Consider the following 19020-nt stretch of genomic DNA (forward strand, 5'->3'; position numbering starts at 1 on the left):
GCATAAAAATAACGGTGGTCAAGGAATAAACTGCGAAACGGTACAAAAAGAAGATTCCGGACCAGGAGAGTCAGATGTCCGAAGCCCCCGCCAAGCGGCGCGGCAGACCCCGCGCCTACGATCCCGACGTCGCCCTGGCCAAGGCCACGGAGATCTTCTGGTCGCAGGGCTTCGCCGGCGCCTCGCTGGACGACCTGGCCGCCGCCACCGGCATGAACCGGCCCAGCCTGTACGGGGCGTTCGGCGACAAGCAGGCGCTCTTCAGGACCGCGCTGGACGCCTATATGGACCGCTCGCGCGCGGCGATGACCGAGGCGTTCCGAGGCGGCGGTTCGCTGCGCGACATCCTGACCCGCATCTATCACACGGCCCTGGGCTTCTACCTGTCGGACGACTTCGGCGGGCGAGGCTGCTTCCTGGCCAGCGCGGGCCTGGGCCAGGCGCTGATCGACGACGAGGTGCGCCGGATCGTGGCCGACGGCCTGCACGAACTGGACCGCGGCGTCGAAGGCCTGCTGGTGCGCCGCCAGGCCAAGGGCGAGCTGCCCTCGACCGTCGATCCCGTCGCCCTGGGCCGCGTGGCCAGCATGATGATGAACGCCCTGTCGGTCCGCGCCCGGGCCGGCGAGACGCGCGAGCAGCTGGAGGCCACGATCCCCGTCATGGTCGGCCTGATCTGTGGCCCAAAACTGGAACAGCAAGCATCGGAATGACGCCGTAGGTCATGGCGCGCATGCTCCTTCTCACGAAAGGAGTTTTCCCATGACCGCTTCCATCCCCACCACCGACGACGCGCGCTGGGAGGCCATGCGCCGCCGCGACCGCGACCTGGACGGCGCCTTCTTCATCGCCGTGCGCACCACCGGCGTCTACTGCCTGGCCAGCTGCGCCGGGCGGCCGCTGCGCAAGAACGTCGAGTTCCACGACACGCGGGAGAGCGCCCGCGCCGCCGGCTTCCGGGCCTGCCTGCGCTGCAAGCCCGACCAGCCGCGCGAGACCCTGCGCTGGGCCACGGTCCCGACCAGCCTGGGCCTGGCTTTGGTGGCCCGTTCGGACGCCGGCCTGCGGCTGGTGACCCTGGGCGACGACGCCGAGGTGCTGGTCCGCGACCTGGAGCGCCGCTTCCGCTCGGCCCGGCTGACCTCCGATCCGCAGGGCCTGGCCGCCGACCTGGAGGCCGTGGCCAACCAGGTCGACCATCCGGAGGCCAGGCTGGACCTGCCGCTGGACGCCCGGGGCACGCCGCTGCAGCAGGCCGTCTGGGCGGCGCTGCGGGCCATCCCGGCCGGGACGACCGCCTCGTACAAGACCGTCGCGGAAGCCATCGGCCGTCCCGCCGCCGTGCGGGCCGTGGCCCAGGCCTGCGGGGCCAATCCGCTGGCGGTGATCACCCCCTGCCACCGGGTGGTGCGGGCCGACGGCGGCCTGTCCGGCTACCGCTGGGGCGTCGAGCGCAAGCGCGCGCTTCTGGAAAAGGAAGCCGCGTGAGCCTGGACTGGACCCGCATCGCCGCCGACCTCGACACCCAGGGCTGGGCCCTGACCGGGCCCCTGCTCAAGCCCGAGACCTGCGCCAAGGTCGCCGGCCTCTACGACCAGGAGGCCGGCTTCCGCAGCCGGGTGGTGATGGCCCGCCACGGCTTCGGCCAGGGCGAGTACAAGTACTTCGGCTACCCCTTGCCCGACCCGGTGCAGCGGCTGCGCCAGGGCCTCTACGGTCCCCTGGCCGCCGTCGCCAATCGGTGGGCGGAGGTGCTCGGCGAGGACCGGCGCTTCCCGGACGAGCTGGACGACATGCTGGCCCGCTGCCACGCGGCGGGCCAGGGGCGGCCCACGCCCCTGCTGCTGACCTACGGCCCGGGCGACTACAACTGCCTGCATCAGGACCTGTACGGCGAGCACGTCTTCCCGCTGCAGGCCGCCTTCCTGCTGGACGAGCCCGGCCGCGACTTCGAGGGCGGCGAGTTCGTGCTGGTCGAGCAGCGCCCCCGCCAGCAGTCCCGGCCCCAGGTCGTGCCGCTGAAGCAGGGCGAGGGCGTGATCTTCGCGGTGCGCGAGCGCCCGGCGACGGGGACGCGCGGCGTGCATCGGCGGGTGCTGCGCCACGGGGTCAGCACCGTGCGGTCGGGGCGCCGGCGGGTGCTGGGGGTGATCTTCCACGACGCGACGTGAGGCCCCCTCCAAACCCCTCTCTCTTAGAGAGAGGGAGGGACCCGCCGCGAAGCGGTGGGAGGGTGAGTGGTTACAATCTCTCAGGATGAAGCGCTGGCGACGCGGCCTGTGTCGGCGGCTTCATCGAAGGCGCTGAACGGCTCTGGATTTGCCGGTGGGCGGTGAAACCACTCACCCTCCCACCGCCTGCGGCGGCGGGCCCCTCCCTCTCTCTATGAGAGAGGGGTTTCAGGCGCCGCCCTACTTCGCCAGCTGGATCTTCACCCCCGACGGCGCGGCCGTCAGGCGCAGGCCGCGGCTGGTGGCGTTGACCTTGATGATCACGCCCTTGTCGTTCTTCATGGTCGAGACGCTGCCGCCGCCGGCCACCGTCGCGCCCAGCGACGCGGCCTGGTAGGTGCCCTCGATGTCGGACAGCTGCTTGAGGTTGCTGACCGTGCCGCTGGCCGTGAAGCCGCTGGCGCCGATGTCCACCGCCGACAGGCCGTTGACCTTCAGGGCGTGCTTCTCGCCGCGATAGGTCAGGGTGCCCTTGCCCCAGCTGACGCCGACGCCCAGGGCGACGCCGCCGCCGTGGATTTCGATGGCCCCGGTGGCCTCCTGCGAGACCGAGCCCTTCTTGGCCGGGTCGGCGCCGCCGGCGAGGACGGGGGCCGAGGTCGCCGCCAGGGCGAAGGCGGCCAGGACAGGCGCCGCGAGGGCGCGGACGGTGGAGTTCATGACGAGGGACCTCGGTCGGGATTGCACTGACCGCAAGGTGCGCCGTCCGCCCGATCCCCGCACTCGGGCCGTTCCCTCGATCCGGCGGGGGGAAGGCCGTAGCGGCCGTTGGTTCAACCCATGGCGAAAGAATAGCGCGACGCCCTTGTAAGTTGAATTGCGTCCCGATAYCTGATTGGCTGGGGGGCGACGCACGCAGCAGGCGGGGGCGCCATGAACCGATCCGGGTCCAGTTCCAGGCCGGCCGCCCCGTCGCCGGACGCGGTGGAGAACGCCCTCGCGGCGGGATCGGAGGGAACCCTGGCGCCGCTGCTGGCGCCGGAGCCGCCCTCGCGGGCGCCCGCCGGTCGCGCCCGGATGTTCAGCATCCTGGGCCCGCGCGACCGTCGCCGGGTCGAGCTGACCACCACGGCCGCGCCCTGGCGGATGGTCTGCGCCCTGCGGATCGAGACCGCGACCGGCGTGTTCAACGGCACCGGCTGGCTGGCCGGCCCCTCCATCGTGGTCACGGCCGGCCACTGCCTGAACAACCCGGCCTTCGGCGGCTGGGCCCGACGGGTGACGGTGATCCCCGGCCAGAGCTGGAACAAGCGGCCGTTCGGCGAGGCGGTCTCCACGCGCTTCGACTGCGCCCCGTCCTGGCTGGCCGGCCGCGACCGGGCTCACGACATCGGCTGCGTCCACCTGGACGAGCCGGTCGGCGAGCGGGTGGGCTGGATGCGGTACGACGCCGTCGACCCGGCCACGCTGCCTCGGACCTCGGCCGTGGTCTCCGGCTATCCGGAATACGCCGGCAGCTACGAGCACCTGCTGGTGGCCAAGGGCCCGGTCCGCGCCGGCCTGGACGGCCGGCTCTACTACGAGATCGACACCACCGACGGCCAGAGCGGCGGCCCGGTCTGGATCGGCGACGCCGCCGCCCCGACCGTGGTCGCCGTGCACGGCTACGAGGCCGACGCCACCCCGGCCGAGGTCGGGCCCGGCGTCAATTCCGGCGCCCTGCTCACCCCCGACCACCTGCGACTGATCCAAACCTGGCAAGGCGGGTAAGCCGCCCCATTCGAGGAAACGCTCCCATGTCCGCACCTTCGAGAACGAGGATCCCCCTGCTGGCCGCCCTGGCCGCGCCACTGGCTCTCATTAGTGCGCTGCTGGCGTCCTGCGGGCCGGGCGGGACCACGGCCGAGGCGCCGCCGGCCGGGGAGGGCGCGCCGGTGCAGTTCCTGACCGCCAAGGGCCTGAACCCGCAGGCCGGCGAGGCCTCGCCCCTGGGGCGGCTGCTGATCGGGCGCGGCAAGGACTACACCCCCGTCGCCGAGGATCCCAAGGCGCTGTTCGACCGGCTGGAGGCCTCGATGGCCGACCGCCGCAAGACCGCCTGGAGCATCGTCGAGGCCCTGCTGGAGCCGCAGAAGCTGACCGTGGACGGCAAGACCTACGAGGTGCCCCTGTGGCACACCTGGTACGAAGGGATGAGCGCCAATCCCGAGGTCGACCAGAAGATCAAGCTGTTCATCGCCCAGCTGGCGGCCTGCAAGGCCGACGCCGCCTGCAAGAAGACCCGCGCCGAGATCGCCCACGAGGTGATGGCGCAGAGCGGCCCCGACAAGAACCTGGCCCGCAGCCTGGTCTCGGCCAACCTGACCCAGGTGCTCAAGCAGTCCGAGGGCTTCGACCGCGGCGCGCCGGAGGAGGAACTGGGCCGGGGCTTCACCCTGTTCAGCCCGGCGTTCGTCGAGCACGTCCTGGCCCAGGCCCAGGGCATCGAGACCTGCTCCAACAAGATCCCGTGGAACCAGCCGCCGCCCAGCGCCAGCCAGTTCTCGCCCTGCGTCGACGAGTTCCCGCGCAGCGCGGTGATGGTCAAGACCAGCTGGGACGAGATCGACGGCGCCGATCCCAAGGTCAGCGCCCACGCCACCGACGCCCCGGCGATCACCGCGGTGCTGAAGGGCGGCAGCTGGCCCAAGCCCACCCTTGAGCCGGTGACGACCAACGGCATCTACGCGGTCCAGACCACCGACGGGAAGGTGTACGGCCTGAAGTCGATCCACTTCTCGACCAAGGATACCCGCGAATGGATCTGGATTTCGCTGTGGTGGAGCCCCAAGCCCGACGAGGACTTTGGCCAGGACCGCCCGGCCGCCCTGGCCAAGTTCAACGGCGGGGTCTGGTCGCATTACAAGATGTGCGTGACCACGGCCTTCAACGAGGCCGACCCCAAGCCCTGGGGCCCCTATGAGAGCGGCCAGCCCGGCCTGGCCTCGGCGATCAAGGCCGCCTACGACGGCGCGACCGAGCAGCGGAACCCGGCCCCCTACGACAAGGTCACCACCTGGTGCAGCAATCCGAACCTGGAGCACCACACCGGCAACGGCCGCACCAACTGCATCGGCTGCCACCAGTATTCGGTCACCTGGAACGAGCTGAAGAACCGCGAGACCTATTTCAACGACACCTACACCGCCTCGATGGCCGCCGAATATCCGCAGTACGGCCGCGCCCTGCGGCGGACCAACTTCCCGGCCGAGTTCGCCTGGTCGTTCGGCATGGAGTTCCAGGACCAGATCAAGGAGGCCCGGGAAGACCAGGGCTTCAACTGGTAGGGGAGGGGGCGCGCGTCAGCCACTCCTAAGCGTCGCCATCGCTCCCTAACGGTTGTCATCCCGGAAAGCGCGCAGCGCTTGTCCGGGACCCAGGGGCGGCTGCACGGCTTCGGCCCAGTCCCCTGGGTCCCGGACAGCCCCTGCGGGGCTTCCGGGATGACAACGGTTGGGGGAGGCCAGCAAAGCTCATCCCTTCACCAGCATCCTTCCCCTCGCCCCCGCGCCCCCGCGTCCCTACATGCGCTACCGTTGACGCATCCGTCTCCGCCCGGTACCGCCCCTGTCCATGACCGATCTGCCCACTGGCCTTTCCGCCCTCGCCGACCGCTACGACGTGCTGCTGTGCGACGTCTGGGGCGTCATTCACAACGGGGTCGAGAGCTTCCCAGAGGCCTGCCAGGCCCTGGTCGAGTGGCGCAAACACCACGGGCCGGTGATCCTGATCTCCAACTCGCCGCGCCCGTCGGAGGCCGTGGTCGAGCAGTTGGACAGCCTGGGCGTGCCGCGCGAGGCCTGGAGCGCCTTCGTGACCTCGGGCGACGCGACCCGCACCCTGCTGGCCGCCCGCGCGCCGGGTCCGGCCTGGATCGTCGGCCCCGACCGCGACATGCCGCTGTATGACGGCCTGGGCCTGGAGACCGCCGGTCCCCAGGACGCCGCCTTCGTCGCCGTCACCGGCATGGTCGACGACGAGAACGAGGCCCCCGCCGACTACACCGACCGCCTGGCCATCGCCGCCGAGCGCGGCCTGACCCTGATCTGCGCCAATCCCGACCGGGTGGTTCAGCGCGGCTCCAAGCTGATCTATTGCGGCGGCGCCCTGGCCGACCTGTACGAGACCCTGGGCGGCCAGGTGCTGATGGCCGGCAAGCCTTACGGCCCGATCTACGACCTGGCCCTGGCCGAAGCCGAAGCCCTGAAGGGCGGCCCGGTCGACCGCTCGCGGGTGCTGTGCATCGGCGACGGCGTGATCACCGACGTCAAAGGCGCCCACGACCAGGGCCTGGCCTGCCTGTTCATCGCCAAGGGCATCCACGGCGCGGCCGCGGTCGGCCCCGACGGCAAGCTGGACCCGACCAAGGTCGAGGGCCTGCTGGCCGCCGAACAGGTTGGCGCGACCCACGCCATGGGCGATCTGGTCTGGTAGGGATCGGCGGCCGGCCGCTAAGGTCGGCCCGGAGTACAAGAACAAGAGGGGCGTGATGCACGGACTGTTTCTCGAGGACCTCAGCGTCGGCCAGTCGGCCGAGTTGGTCCGTACCGTGGCCGAGGCCGACATCGTCGCCTTCGCCCAGGTGACCGGCGACACCAATCCCGTGCACCTGGACGCCGACTACGCCGCGACCACCTCCTTCGGCGAGCGCATCGCCCACGGCATGCTGTCGGCCGGCTACATCTCGGCGGTGCTGGGCACGACCCTGCCGGGTCCCGGCGCGGTCTATCTGTCCCAGACCCTGACCTTCAAGCGCCCGGTCAAGATCGGCGCGGAAGTGGTCGCGCGGGTCACCGTGACGGCGATCGACGAGGCCAAGGCCCGCGTCACCCTGGACACCAGCTGCCTGGTGAACGGCAAGGCGGTGGTCGGCGGCGAGGCCGTGGTCCTCGTCCCGCGAAAGGCGGCCTAGGGTGTCCTCGATGCGCCTGAAGACGATCCACGGCTGGAAGGACCTGCCCGACAGCGAGCGGGGCGCCTGCGTTGCCCTGGGCAATTTCGACGGCGTGCATCGCGGCCACCAGCAGGTGATCGCCCAGGCGGCGAACGCGGCGCGGGAGTCCAAGACCCCGCTGGGCGTGGTCACCTTCGACCCGCACCCGCGCCGGCTGTTCCGCCCCACCGAGCCGGCGTTCAAGCTGATGACCCACAACCAGCAGGCCCGAGCGCTCGAGGCCCTGGGCGTGGACCTGCTGTACCTGCTGCCGTTTGACTTCGAGATGGCCAGCTTCGGCGACCGCGAGTTCGTCGAGAAGGTGCTGGTGGCCGGGCTGGGCGTGAAGCACGTGGCCGTCGGCTTCGACATCTCGTTCGGCCGGGGCCGCACGGGCAGCGCCGACCTGATGCGCAAGTACGGCGAAGAGTACGGCTTCTCGGTCTCGGTGGCCGAGCCGGTGGCCAATCGCGAGGGCGAGAAGTTCTCGTCCACGGGCGTGCGCGACGCCCTGCGCGACGGCCATCCCGAGGGCGCCGCCCGCATCCTGGGCCGGCCGTTCGCCATCGAGGGCGTGGTCCGCCGCGGCCAGCAGCTGGGCCGCCAGCTGGGCTTCCCCACGGCCAATGTCGAGGTCGAGGACTATGTGGTGCCGCGCCTGGGCGTCTACGCCACCCGCACCCGCCTGCCCGACGGCCGCGAGGTGCCGGGCGTGGCCAACCTGGGCAACAACCCCACCACCGGCGAGGTCGAGACCCGGCTGGAGACCTGGCTGTTCGACTTCGACGAGGACCTCTACGGCCAGGTCATCGAAACCGACCTGATCGCCTTCCTGCGCCCCGAACTGAAGTTCGGCAGCATCGAGCTGATGGTCGAGCAGATCCTCCGCGACGAACAGGCCGCCCGGGCCATCGTGGCGCCGGCGTTCTGATCCTTCTCCCGCAAGGGGAGAAGGGCTAGGCGGCGGCCTCGTAACGTTGTTAACCTTCGCCGTGCACGGGGCGGGGGCCGGATCTTGAAAGCGCGCAAGTACCAGATGTTCGCCAAGGCCCGGCGGCCCAAGGCGCCGCGCGGGCACGAGATTCTGGCCTATCCGGACCAGGAGTCCGAGGCGGTCTTCGTGCTCGACGCGGGCGAACAGCCGCCGTTCTGCGTGATCCCGCCGTCGGACGACAGCCTGCTGGACGCCTATTCCAACGCCGTGGTGCGCGCCGTCGAGGCGGTGGGGCCCAGCGTCGTGCGCATCCATCCGATGATGGAGGACCCGCGCATGCAGGGCGTGGGCTCGGGCTTMGCCATCGCGCCGAACGGCCTGATCCTGACCAACAGCCACGTGGTCCAGGGGGCCAGCCGCTTCATCGTCATCACCGCCGAGGGCCGCAGCGTGACGGCGCGCTGCGTGGGCGACGATCCCGACACCGACCTGGCCTTGCTGCAACTGGACCAGAGGCTGGACCTGCCGGTGGCGCGGCTGGGCGACTCCAAGGCCCTGCGGCGCGGCCAGCTGGTGATCGCCATCGGCGCCCCGCTGGGCTTCGAGGCGACGGTGACCACCGGGGTGGTCTCGGCCATGGGCCGGTCCCTGCGCGGCGAGCGCGGCCGGCTGATCGAGGACCTGATCCAGACCGACGCCGCCCTCAATCCCGGCAACAGCGGCGGCCCGCTGGTCGCCTCCAACGGCGAGGTGGTGGGGATCGCGACGGCGATCATCGCCGGCTATCAGGGCCTGTGCTTCGCGGTGGCCTCCAACACCGCCAGCTTCGTGATCGCCGAGCTGCTCGCCCACGGCCACGTGCGGCGCGGCTCGATCGGCCTGGTCGCCCAGCAGGCCCCGATCCCGCCCGGCCTGGCCCGCGCCACGGGCGTGACCCAGGGCTATGCGGTGTTCGTGGCCCAGGTCGACGCCGGCGGTCCCGCCGCCAAGGCCGGGGTGCGCGAGGGCGACCTGCTGATCAGCGCCGGCGGCGCGCCCCTGACCGGCCTGGACGACCTGCTGCGCGCCCTGGACCACCACAGCATCGACAAACCCGCGCCGTTCGTCCTGATCCGCCAGGGCAAGCTGATGACGGTGACGATTACCCCTCGGGCGCGCAAGCGCGGTTGAACATCGTCGGCGGCACGACACTAACCGGCAAGGCCGTGTCGAAAAGATCGAGAAAACACGGATAACGTTGTTTTTCCCCGTGGACGCAACCGGCGCTCACCCCTACACTTTTGCCGTCAGTGTGGAGGGGCTCTCTCGTGCGGCTTGGGGTTCGAGCAAGACGTCTGTGGCGAAAGACTTGGCGCGCCGTCCGTTTCCTCCTGCCTCCCAAACCGATCCTGACCTCGCTGGAAGGCAAGGTGCTGGCCTCGGCCTGGGCCGTCGCCGCCCTGACCACCCTCAGCGTCGCCCTGGCCCAGGGCCTGCGGATGTTCCTGCTCTCGGCCTTGGCCGTGCTGTTCGGCACCCTGGCGGCGCTATGGATGCTGGACGGCCTGGCGCGGCGGTAGCTGCACCGCACTACCCACCACCACGTCCGTCATCCTCGGACTTGTTCCGAGGACCCCTCTGTCCGCCGGTTTGTCGTTGGACGGTTGAGCGGCGACCTCACAGCTCCACGGATCATCCTTCTTCGCGGCTGAACCAGGGGTCCTCGGAACAAGTCCGAGGATGACGGCGGTGGAGGATGAGGGGTGGGGGAGTGCGAATGCGCGCTAGACCCCCACCGCCCAGCAGACCAGCTCCCCGTCCTCGTCGTCGGTGCGCTGGCCCGTGCGCGTGAAGCCGTTGGCTTCCAGCACGCGCTGGGAGACGGCGTTGTGGATCGCGGTCTCGGCGGTGACGGTGGTGACGCGCCAGTCGGAGCGCGCCCAGGCCAGCAGCTCGGCCACGGCCCGGCGGGCGATCCCGCGGCCCCGGCGCGAGGCGGCGACGCCGTAGCCGATCATCACCGTGTCGCCGACATAGGGCGTGCGGACCAGCGAGGTCAGGCCCGCCACCTCGCCGTCCTCGACGATCAGCCAGGCGTTGGGCTGGAAGCTCTCGCCGACCTCGGCCGACAGGCCGCGCAGCATGGCCAGCACCTCCGGCGTCTCGACCCCGCCTTCGGCGACCGCCAAGCCGTCGGGGGCCCGTCCGGCGATCAGGGCGGCGAAGTGGGCGTCGGTGGCTTCGATCAGCATGGGCGGGCGGACGTGTCGGTTGGCGTGAGCCGGGAACAGGCCCGCGTTCGGCCGGTCTGTCCAGACACCGCGATAGTCGCCAGGAGCGACGGTTGCCGCCGTCGCGCGGCCGGTCCAAGCTGCGCCCTTCCGTGACGAGGTTTCCATGGCCCGATCCGACGCCAAGCCCATGCTCCGCTCCGTCCTGACGGCCACGGCCCTGGCGGTCGCCTGCCTGCTGGCCGGCTGCGGGCAGGGGTCCACGACGACCAAGGTCGTGCTGACCGGCCCGGTCGACAAGGTCGAGGCCCTGATCGCTGAGCACAAGCTGCTGAAGGCGCCGGTCCAGGCGCATGTCGAGAAGCTCCCCGACGGCCGTGAACGCGCCATCTTCATCAAGGTCGGTGCGGCGCCGGCCCCCGAGCTGATCGACCTGGGCAAGGCCGCGGCCAAGGCCGGGGTGAGCCTCGAGTTTTCCAGCGGGACCCAGTGGGGCTCGGCGTCGTCCCCCCAAGGCGCGAGCCCTCAGACCGCTCCCCCGGCCGATCCGGCCGCGAGCCCGCCCGCGCGAAACAAGGGTCCGGTGGCCTGACGGCCTTCGCCAGGTGCTTGTCGCCACCCTGACTGCCCCTTAGGTTGCAAGCGTGACTTTGGGACGGGGGGCTCGATGAAGCGTTTTGGCGTCTTGGCGGCGGTGGTCGCGGCTTGCCTGGCTGGGCGCGCGGCGGCCCAGGAAGGAACCGGCCAGCCGGAGTTCCGCCTGCGGGGCCAGGAGGTCCAGGCGGTCTATCCGCCGGAAGCCCGGGCCAAGGGCGTTGAAGGCGAAGCGGTGGTGGCCTGCCAGACCTACGGCGCCAGCTTCTGGTCCTGCGCGCTGATCTCGGAAAGCCCCGCCGGCGCGGGCTTCGGCCCGGCCGCCCTGGCCCTGATCAAGCGCTATGAAGTCGGCGGCCCCAAGAACCCCGATCCCGGCCTCGTCCGGTCCGAACCGTTCCTGATCCCGTTCAGGCTACCCGAGAACAACCCGATCCACGCGGCCGGGGTGGAGTATCGGCTCCCGGCGAGGATCGACGGGCCGTCGCTGGACGCCCTCTACGACGCCTGGCCGCGCGCCGCGCGCTTCAGCGGCGTCGAAGGCTGGGCCAGCCTGTGGTGCACGGTGACGGTCGAGGGGCGGACGACCGCCTGCACGCTGGGCCGGGAAAGCCAGGTCGGGCTGGGCTTCGGCGAGGCCGCCCTAAAGCTGGCGCCGCTCCATCGGTTCACGCCCGGACGCAAGGCGGGCGCGCCGGCGGCGATGTCGATCCCCATCATGGTCGGTTTCAGCTGCGACGCCCGTTGCCGTCCGTTCGAAGGCGAGGGCGCGACGCCGGGCGAATGGACCGCCGTTCCCACCCCAGCCCAGGTCCAGGCGGCCTATCCGGCGTCGGCCAAGGCCCGGGGCGTGGCGGGCGCCGCTCGCCTCACCTGCACACAGGCCCCGGCCGGCGAACTGCGTGAGTGCCGCGTCCTGGCGCAGTCGCCCGTCGGCGAAGGGTTCGGGGCGGCGGCCCTGGCGCTTGCGGACCGGTTCAGAGCCAGGCCGTCCGCCTATTCCAGCCGCATCTCCTTTTCGGTCGCCTTCGACCAGAGCCCCGGCGCGGTCGACTGGGTTTGGCTGACCAACCCCTTCCCGGGGAGTACGCCGGCCGCGCCCCAGGGAAAGGCGGGCAAGCGGGGCAAGGACAAGGCGCCGCCCGCACTCATCGCGCCGCCGCCGTCGCCCATCGCCGGACGCTCGCGCCTGCGCTGCCAGGTCGCCCAGGGGGGCGAACTGGAGGCCTGCGCGGTGCTGGAAAGCATCCCTTCGGACCCGGAGGTGGCGCGCCAGGCGCTCGAGAACCTGAAGGGGATCAGGACGCGCACATGGACCAAGGAAGGACATTCGACGATCGGATCGGCGGTCGAACTGAACGTCGCCACGGGCCCGTACACGCCGCCGTGGCTGGTCGCCGCCGCGCCGGTTGCGCCCGTCGTCGCGCCGGGGGTGATCGACTACCGCCCCAACACTCCCCTGCGGACGCCGAACGGGGAAGACATGGCGCGGTACTATCCGGATCGCGCGCAGCGGATGGAGGTCGGCGGCACAGCCAAGATGAGCTGCGCCATCGGGGCGAGGGGGGGCTGGAAAGCTGCCAGGTGCTGTCGGAATCGCCGCTCGAATACGGYTTCGGCGATGCGGCGCTGAAGGTGAGCCGGCTTTTCCGCTACAGCCCCGAGAGCGTCGACGGGACGATCACCGGCGAGCCGGTCGTGATCCCGTTCAGCTTCGCCGTGCCGCGCTGAACCCTACCGCCCGGCCCGCCGGCGCAGGGCGCCGCGCATGAAGTCCTGGGGCGGGTCGGCCTCGGCGATGATCGAGTCGCGGATGGCGCGGGGCTCGCCGAACAGGTGGCCCTGGCCGTAGCCGATGTCGAGCTCCAGCACCTCGGCGACCTGGCGCTCCTCCTCGACCTTCTCGGCGATCACCTCGATGCCGTAGCGGCGGGTCAGGCCGGCGAAGTCCTCGGCGTTCAGGTCGGGCAGCGAGGCGAGCACCAGCTTGCCGTCCTGCTCCTCGAGCTGATCCATGATCATCTGGGCGCCGACCTTCAGGAACTTGACGTCGGCCCGGGCCAGGTCCTGGAAGTCCAGGTCCAGGTCGGTGACCTTGTCGAGGCTGAAGTGGAAGCCCAGGCTCGCGAGACGCGCCATGTGGCGGGCCTCGACCGGGCCGCGGTCGTTGAAGGCGGCCTGGCCCAGTTCGAAGATCAGGGCGCCGTGCAGGTCCTTGTTGACCTGCAGGAACTCCAGGAACTGGGCGAAGAACGCCTCGTCGGCCAAGCTGGCCAGCGAGATGTTGCAGAAGATCCCGACCTTGCGGTCCTGCTTGGCCAGGCGGCGGACGATCTGCACGCAGCGGAACAGCAGCAGGTTGTCGATCGCGGCGGTCAGGCCCTCGGGCTCGGCCACGGCCAGGTACTCGGCCGGCATCATCACGCGGCCGGTCTCGTCGCGCAGGCGCGAGAAGCTTTCGTAGAAGACGGTGCGGCGCTGGGGCAGGCTGACCACCGGCTGCAGGTAGAGGTCGACGCGGTTCTCGGCCAGGGCGTCCTGCACCACCTCGATCAGGGCGGTCGACTGGGGCGAGCGGCCGCGCGGCGCGGCGCGGGCCACCTCGACCTGGTAGCTCAGCTGGTGCTCGAGGCGCTCGCTCATGCGCACGACCAGGTCTTCCAGCTGGTGGACCTCGCTGGTCAGTTCGGCCGAACGGCGCTGGGCGTCGTCGGCGACGCTCTCCAGCAGGCCGCTGATGCGGGCGTCGACCTTCTCGACCTGCTCCAGCAGGATGCCATGGGCCTCGCGGATGGTCTCGATGTCGACGCGCAGGGCCGCGCCCTGCAGGACGTTGGCGATCACGGCGTGGATGGCGAAGCACAGGCCCATCGTCCCGGTGAAGGCCGCGACGCCGATAGCCGGCGCCGCTCCCCTGTTCGAAACAACGAGGGAGACAATCAAGGCCAGGGTAAGATAGGCGCCGGTCAGCAGCGCCAGCATCAGCCTTCGCATTCGAGGGTCCCTACGAATCGTCAAGCTCAGTATGCGAGTCGCGCTGGCCGTGAGTCGAACAGATTAACGACTCTGAGCCATTACGCCGCGCCTTAACCACAAATCATCTGTTCGTGAACGCGCGGGGCCGGGCGGCGGGCGCCGCGCCCTGTCGCTATTTCGCGGGACAGACTCGCCCTATGGGCGGTGCTTTCCTCCGCCGCGCGCATGACGAGTGCGCCAACAAGGCGGGGCGACGGGCGTCCTACGACGCCGGCCCGTCGGGAGGAAACCAGCGATGGACAAGCTCTACACGTTCCACCGCACGGCCAACAGCAACGGCTTCGTGTACCAAAGCCTGAACGACGACGACTGGTCCAACGAGCAGTCGGTCCAGAACCAGGGCGGGATCGACGCCACGCCGGGCGCGGCCGTGCTGAACGGCGTGCTCTACCTGTTCTACGGGCGCGGCGGCATCTTCTACTACGTCTCCACCGACGACGGCGACACGTTCAGCGACGAGGCCCAGGTGCCCAACACCGGCGGGCTGGCGGCCGGCGTCGCGGCCGTGACCTACAACGAGAAGATCTACCTCTTCCACACCATCCCCAACGACCCGGCGCTGCGCTGCAAGACGTTCGACGGGACCAACTGGGGCCCGGACGAGTACATCAAGTCCGAGCCCGCCGCCTTCGACACCCTGGGCACCCCCGCGGCGGCGGTGTGGGACAACAAGATCTACGTCCTGGTGCGGGGCGGCGAGGGGCGCGATCCCCGCAACCAGACCCGGCTGTGGTACGCCGCCTACGACGGCGCCCTGTGGCAGACCACCCAGGTCGACAACACCCCCGGCGTGATCGACGGGGTCGGGGCGGCGGGCTTCGACGGCAAGCTCTGGGTGGTGTTCTCCGAGCCCAGCCGGCAGTTCGTCTACAAGACCTTTGACGGGACCAGCTGGTCGGACGACGCCGTGATCCCCGGCACCGTCGGCCAGATCTCGACCCCGGCGGCGGTCGTCTACAACGGCAGCCTTTATCTGCTGTACCAGCGTCGCGACCAGCCGGGCGGCTTCCTCTACCACTCGGTGGACGCCGACGGGAACTGGTCGACCGAGAGCGCGGTCGCCAATTCGGCGGGCGTCAGCAACGGTCCGGCGGCCGTGGTCTTCAACGCCTAGGGCGCGGAGGCGCGACATCGGGTCCCACCGCGATGTCGCGCCGCCCTTCAATCGCCGCATGACAGCGTGACCTTGGACTGATAATCGTTCGCAAGTTTTTCCGGTGCGATCATGTCCGACGCTCTCAGCCTAGCCCCCGAAATCTCCGACCTCGCCGCCGCGCCCTCGGGCGCGCGCGGCGCTGAAAGCCCGCTGAGCAAGGCCGGCAAGGGCCAGCGCGGCGTGATCGTGCGGGTGGGCGGCGAGACGGGCCGATCGGAGTCGATCGACCCGGACGAGCTGGAGCGCCGCCTGCTGGAGATGGGCTTCGTGGAGGGCGCCGCGTTCGAGGTGCTGCACGAGGGCCTGTTCGGCCGCGACCCCATCGCCGTCCGCATCGACGACATGCGCGTGGCCCTGCGCCGCCGCGAGGCCGCCGCCGTCACCGTCCGTTTCGAAGAGGCCTGAGGTCTTGACCGACACCGTCCTGCGTCCCGCGCGCCTCGCGCTGGTCGGCAATCCCAACTCCGGCAAGACCGCCCTGTTCAACGCCCTGACCGGCAGCCGCCAAAAGGTCGCCAACTACGCCGGCGTCACCGTCGAGCGGAAGGAGGGCGTGCTGACCCTGCCCGGCGGCCGCGGCGCCCACGTGCTGGACCTGCCCGGCACCTATTCCCTGCGCGCCCGCAGCCCGGACGAGATCGTCACCCGCGACGCGGTGCTGGGCAAGCTGTCGGGCGAAGCCGCGCCCGACGTCCTGATCTGCGTGGCCGACGCCACCAACCTGCGCCTGGTGCTGCGCCTGGTGCTGGAGCTGAAGCAGGTGGGCCGCCCGTTCGTGCTGGCCCTCAACATGTTCGACATCGCCCAGCGCCAGGGCCTGCGCATCGACCTGGAGCGGCTGTCCCAGGAGATCGGCGCGCCGATCGCCACCACCGTGGCCACCCGCAAGCGCGGACTGGACGAGCTGGTCGAGAAGGCCAGCGCCCTGGCCGCCAGCCACGCCAAACTTGTCGAAGAAGGGGGCGCGCACGACAACGTCTGGCGCGAGCCGACCGCCGCCGAAATCCGCGCCGCCCACGCCGAGGCCCAGCGCATCTTCAAGGCCAGCGTGAAGCCGCCCGAGCGCCCCGACACCGTCACCGGCAAGGTCGACGCGGTGCTGCTGAACCCGGTCGGCGGCCTGCTGATCCTGTTCGCCCTGCTGTTCGTGATGTTCCAGGCGGTGTTCACCTGGGCCACGGTGCCGGCCGACGCGATCGACGGGGGCTTCCAGGCCCTGGCCGCCTTCATCGGCGACCACATGCCCAAGGGCCTGCTGTCCAGCTTCCTGACCGACGGCCTGATCGCCGGGGTGGGMAGCGTGCTGGTCTTCCTGCCCCAGATCCTGATCCTGTTCTTCTTCATCCTGCTCTTGGAAGACAGCGGCTACATGACCCGCGCGGCCTTCCTGATGGACAAGATCATGGGCGGGGCGGGCCTGCACGGCCGGGCGTTCATCCCGCTGCTCAGCAGCTTCGCCTGCGCCATCCCCGGGATCATGTCCACGCGGGTGATCGACAACAAGCAGGACCGGCTCACGACGATCCTGGTCGCGCCGCTGATGACCTGCTCGGCGCGCATCCCGGTCTACACCCTGATCATCGCCGCCTTCATCCCGCACACCAAGGTCTGGGGCGTGCTCAGCCTGCAGGGCCTGGTGATGTTCGGGCTCTACGCCGCCGGCATCGTCAGCGCGCTGGTCGTGTCGTTCGTGATCCGCCGGGTGTTCTGGCGGGGCACGGTCGAGCCCTTCATGATGGAGCTGCCGACCTATCGCTGGCCCGAGCCGCGCAACGTGGCGATGAACCTGTGGACCCGGGCCAAGATCTTCCTCAGCCGCGCCGGTCGCATCATCCTGCCGCTGATGATCGTGGTCTGGGTGCTGTCGACCTTCCCCTATCCGCCCGAGGGCGCGACCGGACCGGCCATCGACTACAGCCTGGCCGGCCGCATCGGGCATTTCATCGCCCCCGTCATGGAGCCCATCGGCTTCAACTGGCAGATGACCGTGGCCCTGATCCCCGGCTTCGCGGCGCGCGAAGTGGCGGTGGCGGCCCTGGGCACGGTCTACGCGGTGGGCGGCGACGCCGACTCCCACGAGGCGCTCAGCACCCTGCTGTCGCACCAGTGGTCGCTGGCCACGGCCCTGTCGTTCCTGGCCTGGTACGTCTTCGCCCCGCAGTGCATGGCCACCCTGGGCGTGGTCAAGCGCGAGACCAACGGCTGGACTTGGCCGACGGTGATGTTCGTCTACATGACCGCCCTGGCCTACCTGGCCTCGTTCGTCGTCTACCACGTGGCCGTGGGGATGGGGGCGGGCTGAGGAGGCCCGCCCTCACGCCCTAGCTCTTCGGCATCAGGGCCTCGACGATCTGGTCGATGCTGAAGCTGGCCGACTTGGCGCGCGGCGGGAATTCCTTGAAGCTCTCCAGCCACTCGTGGACGACGACCTGCGCGGCGTACTGGAACGGCACGTTCTCGACGAACCAGTCGTTGTACTTGAAGCTCTCCTCGCCGCGCTCGAATGGGTCGGCCCGCAGGTCGAAGAGGCGGGGGATGCGCAGCGAGGTGAGCGGCTCGCGCCACACCTCCAGCCCCTTGGCCCGCTGCTCGCTGAACACCAGCTTGAAGCGGCCGAAGCGGATGGCCATCAGGTCGCCGTCGTCGCTCCAGTAGAGGAAGCCCGCGCGCGGCGGTTCCTTGGTCTCGCCCTTCAGGAAAGGCAGCAGGTTCACCCCGTCGAGATGGACCTTGAAGGTCTTGCCTCCGATCTCGTGACCCGCCTTGACCTTCTCGACCAGGTCCGGCTCGCCGTTGGCCGCCGCGAAGGTCGGGATGAAGTCGAGCAGGGCGGCGGTCTCGGTGATCACGCGGCCGGGCTCGACCACGCCGGGCCAGCGGACGACGCACGGGATGCGCCAGCCGCCCTCCCAGTTGGTGTCCTTCTCGCCCCGGAACGGCGTCGTCCCGCCGTCGGGCCAGGACAGCACCTCGGCGCCGTTGTCGGTGGTGAAGACAACGATGGTGTCGTCGGCGACGCCGAGCTCTTGCAGCTTGTCGAGCAGCTGGCCGACATAGCCGTCCAGCTCGACCATGCCGTCGGGATAGAGGCCCAGGCCCGTGACCCCGACCGACGACGGCTTCAGATGGGTGAAGACGTGCATGCGGGTCGGGTTGAAGTAGCAGAACCAGGGCTCGTCGGCCTTGGTCTTGCGGTCCATGAAATCCAGCGCCGCGCCGATGAACTCCTCGTCCACCGTCTCCATGCGCTTCTTGGTCAGCGGGCCGGTGTTCTCGATCACCTGCTTGCCGACGCGGCCGAACTGCTCGTCGACCGTGGCGTCGTCGGTCTCGGACGCCTTGCACTTCATCACGCCGCGCGGGCCGAAGCGTTTCCGGAACGCCGGGTCCTCGGGGTAGTTCGGGTACTCCGGCTCCTCCTCGGCGTTGAGGTGGTAGAGATTGCCGAAGAACTCGTCGAAGCCGTGGACGGTGGGCAGGTGCTCGTTGCGGTCGCCCAGGTGGTTCTTGCCGAACTGGCCGGTGGCGTAGCCGTAGGCCTTCAGGAACTGGGCGACGGAGGGGTCCTCGGCGCTGAGCCCCAGGGTCGCGCCCGGCATGCCCACCTTGGTCAGGCCCGTGCGGATCGGCGACTGGCCGGTGATGAACGAGGCCCGGCCGGCGGTGCAGCTCTGCTGGCCGTAGAAGTCGGTGAACTTCGCGCCTCCCTTGGCGATGCGGTCGATGTTGGGCGTCTCGTAGCCCATCACCCCGCCGTGGTAGCAGCTGGGGTTAAACCAGCCGATGTCGTCGGCCATGATGAACAGGATGTTGGGCTTGCCGCCGGGCATGGTCGCCTCCTTCGGCGCGCCAGGGACTGGGCGCGCGAGGCGACTATCCGGGAGCCCGCCCTAGCGGGACATCGGCGAAATTCCCGACTTCGCGGCCCGCGATTTCCCCAGGCCTCC

General features: G+C 70.3%; 19 protein-coding genes. 15 read left to right on the forward strand and 4 right to left on the reverse strand.

Annotated elements, in window-relative coordinates; translation table 11 throughout:
• The first annotated feature begins 74 nt into the window (after positions 1-74).
• Genes AC1U89_RS18200 through AC1U89_RS18210 form a run of 3 tightly spaced genes read left to right on the forward strand, consistent with a single transcriptional unit; the run spans position 75 to position 2171 of the window.
• Positions 75-713: a TetR/AcrR family transcriptional regulator gene (locus AC1U89_RS18200; protein WP_479901064.1), complete on the forward strand. Its 639-nt coding sequence runs from the start codon at positions 75-77 to the stop codon at positions 711-713.
• 49 nt (positions 714-762) lie between these two features.
• On the forward strand, positions 763-1488 hold the full coding sequence (locus AC1U89_RS18205) for a methylated-DNA--[protein]-cysteine S-methyltransferase (protein ID WP_479901065.1): 726 nt from the start codon (positions 763-765) through the stop codon (positions 1486-1488).
• Entirely contained in the window at positions 1485-2171 is a 687-nt protein-coding gene (locus tag AC1U89_RS18210; RefSeq protein ID WP_479901066.1) for a 2OG-Fe(II) oxygenase, read from the forward strand. Before AC1U89_RS18205 ends, AC1U89_RS18210 begins: the two co-directional genes overlap by 4 nt.
• Before the next feature lie 240 nt (positions 2172-2411).
• Here AC1U89_RS18210 and AC1U89_RS18215 read toward each other — a convergent pair whose 3' ends face one another.
• The gene (locus tag AC1U89_RS18215; RefSeq protein ID WP_479901067.1) at positions 2412-2891 is read right to left on the reverse strand and encodes a hypothetical protein; all 480 of its coding nucleotides are present in this window, start codon (positions 2889-2891) and stop codon (positions 2412-2414) included.
• 213 nt (positions 2892-3104) lie between these two features.
• Here AC1U89_RS18215 and AC1U89_RS18220 point away from each other — a divergent pair, with 213 nt between their 5' ends.
• The 7 genes from AC1U89_RS18220 (at position 3105) to AC1U89_RS18250 (ending at position 9636) form a co-directional block, all read left to right on the forward strand.
• Positions 3105-3941 carry a trypsin-like serine peptidase gene (locus tag AC1U89_RS18220; RefSeq protein ID WP_479901068.1) on the forward strand — a complete coding sequence of 279 codons (837 nt, stop codon included), beginning with the start codon at positions 3105-3107 and terminating at the stop codon, positions 3939-3941.
• A 26-nt stretch (positions 3942-3967) separates the two neighbouring features.
• Positions 3968-5497, forward strand: coding sequence for a hypothetical protein (locus tag AC1U89_RS18225; protein ID WP_479901069.1), 1530 nt, complete (start codon positions 3968-3970; stop codon positions 5495-5497).
• Between the two features lie 286 nt (positions 5498-5783).
• Positions 5784-6644 carry a TIGR01459 family HAD-type hydrolase gene (locus tag AC1U89_RS18230; protein ID WP_479901070.1) on the forward strand — a complete coding sequence of 287 codons (861 nt, stop codon included), beginning with the start codon at positions 5784-5786 and terminating at the stop codon, positions 6642-6644.
• A gap of 52 nt (positions 6645-6696) precedes the next feature.
• Positions 6697-7122, forward strand: coding sequence for a MaoC family dehydratase (locus AC1U89_RS18235; protein WP_479901071.1), 426 nt, complete (start codon positions 6697-6699; stop codon positions 7120-7122).
• A 10-nt stretch (positions 7123-7132) separates the two neighbouring features.
• Entirely contained in the window at positions 7133-8074 is a 942-nt protein-coding gene (locus AC1U89_RS18240; protein ID WP_479901072.1) for a bifunctional riboflavin kinase/FAD synthetase, read from the forward strand.
• Positions 8075-8155: 81 nt separating this feature from the next.
• Entirely contained in the window at positions 8156-9247 is a 1092-nt protein-coding gene (locus AC1U89_RS18245; RefSeq protein WP_479901184.1) for a S1C family serine protease, read from the forward strand.
• A 239-nt stretch (positions 9248-9486) separates the two neighbouring features.
• Complete coding sequence (locus tag AC1U89_RS18250) at positions 9487-9636, forward strand: hypothetical protein (protein ID WP_479901073.1); 150 nt, start codon at positions 9487-9489, stop codon at positions 9634-9636.
• Positions 9637-9840: 204 nt separating this feature from the next.
• Here the strand turns inward: AC1U89_RS18250 and AC1U89_RS18255 are convergent, their stop codons facing one another.
• Positions 9841-10308, reverse strand: coding sequence for a GNAT family N-acetyltransferase (locus AC1U89_RS18255; RefSeq protein ID WP_479901074.1), 468 nt, complete (start codon positions 10306-10308; stop codon positions 9841-9843).
• 145 nt (positions 10309-10453) lie between these two features.
• Between AC1U89_RS18255 and AC1U89_RS18260 the strand changes: the two genes are divergently transcribed.
• Positions 10454-10879 (forward strand): hypothetical protein, encoded by a 426-nt coding sequence (locus tag AC1U89_RS18260; protein WP_479901075.1) that lies wholly within the window; start codon positions 10454-10456, stop codon positions 10877-10879.
• Positions 10880-10954: 75 nt separating this feature from the next.
• Positions 10955-12514, forward strand: a complete 1560-nt coding sequence (locus tag AC1U89_RS18265) for an energy transducer TonB (RefSeq protein WP_479901076.1) — start codon at positions 10955-10957, stop codon at positions 12512-12514.
• A 101-nt stretch (positions 12515-12615) separates the two neighbouring features.
• Here AC1U89_RS18265 and tipF read toward each other — a convergent pair whose 3' ends face one another.
• Positions 12616-13875, reverse strand: coding sequence for a flagella assembly cyclic-di-GMP phosphodiesterase TipF (gene tipF, locus AC1U89_RS18270; protein WP_479901077.1), 1260 nt, complete (start codon positions 13873-13875; stop codon positions 12616-12618).
• 277 nt (positions 13876-14152) lie between these two features.
• On the opposite strand from tipF, the gene AC1U89_RS18275 reads away from it, so the two are divergent.
• The 3 genes from AC1U89_RS18275 (at position 14153) to feoB (ending at position 17375) form a co-directional block, all read left to right on the forward strand.
• Positions 14153-15031 carry a hypothetical protein gene (locus AC1U89_RS18275; RefSeq protein WP_479901078.1) on the forward strand — a complete coding sequence of 293 codons (879 nt, stop codon included), beginning with the start codon at positions 14153-14155 and terminating at the stop codon, positions 15029-15031.
• A gap of 111 nt (positions 15032-15142) precedes the next feature.
• A complete protein-coding gene (locus AC1U89_RS18280) occupies positions 15143-15478 on the forward strand; it encodes a FeoA family protein (protein WP_479901079.1) in 336 nt (111 codons plus the stop codon).
• A gap of 4 nt (positions 15479-15482) precedes the next feature.
• Positions 15483-17375 (forward strand): ferrous iron transport protein B, encoded by a 1893-nt coding sequence (feoB, locus tag AC1U89_RS18285; protein ID WP_479901080.1) that lies wholly within the window; start codon positions 15483-15485, stop codon positions 17373-17375.
• A 19-nt stretch (positions 17376-17394) separates the two neighbouring features.
• Here feoB and AC1U89_RS18290 read toward each other — a convergent pair whose 3' ends face one another.
• Positions 17395-18903 carry an arylsulfatase gene (locus AC1U89_RS18290; RefSeq protein ID WP_479901081.1) on the reverse strand — a complete coding sequence of 503 codons (1509 nt, stop codon included), beginning with the start codon at positions 18901-18903 and terminating at the stop codon, positions 17395-17397.
• Positions 18904-19020: the final 117 nt, after the last annotated feature.

The sequence above is a fragment of the Caulobacter sp. 05T431 genome, assembly GCF_056665975.1.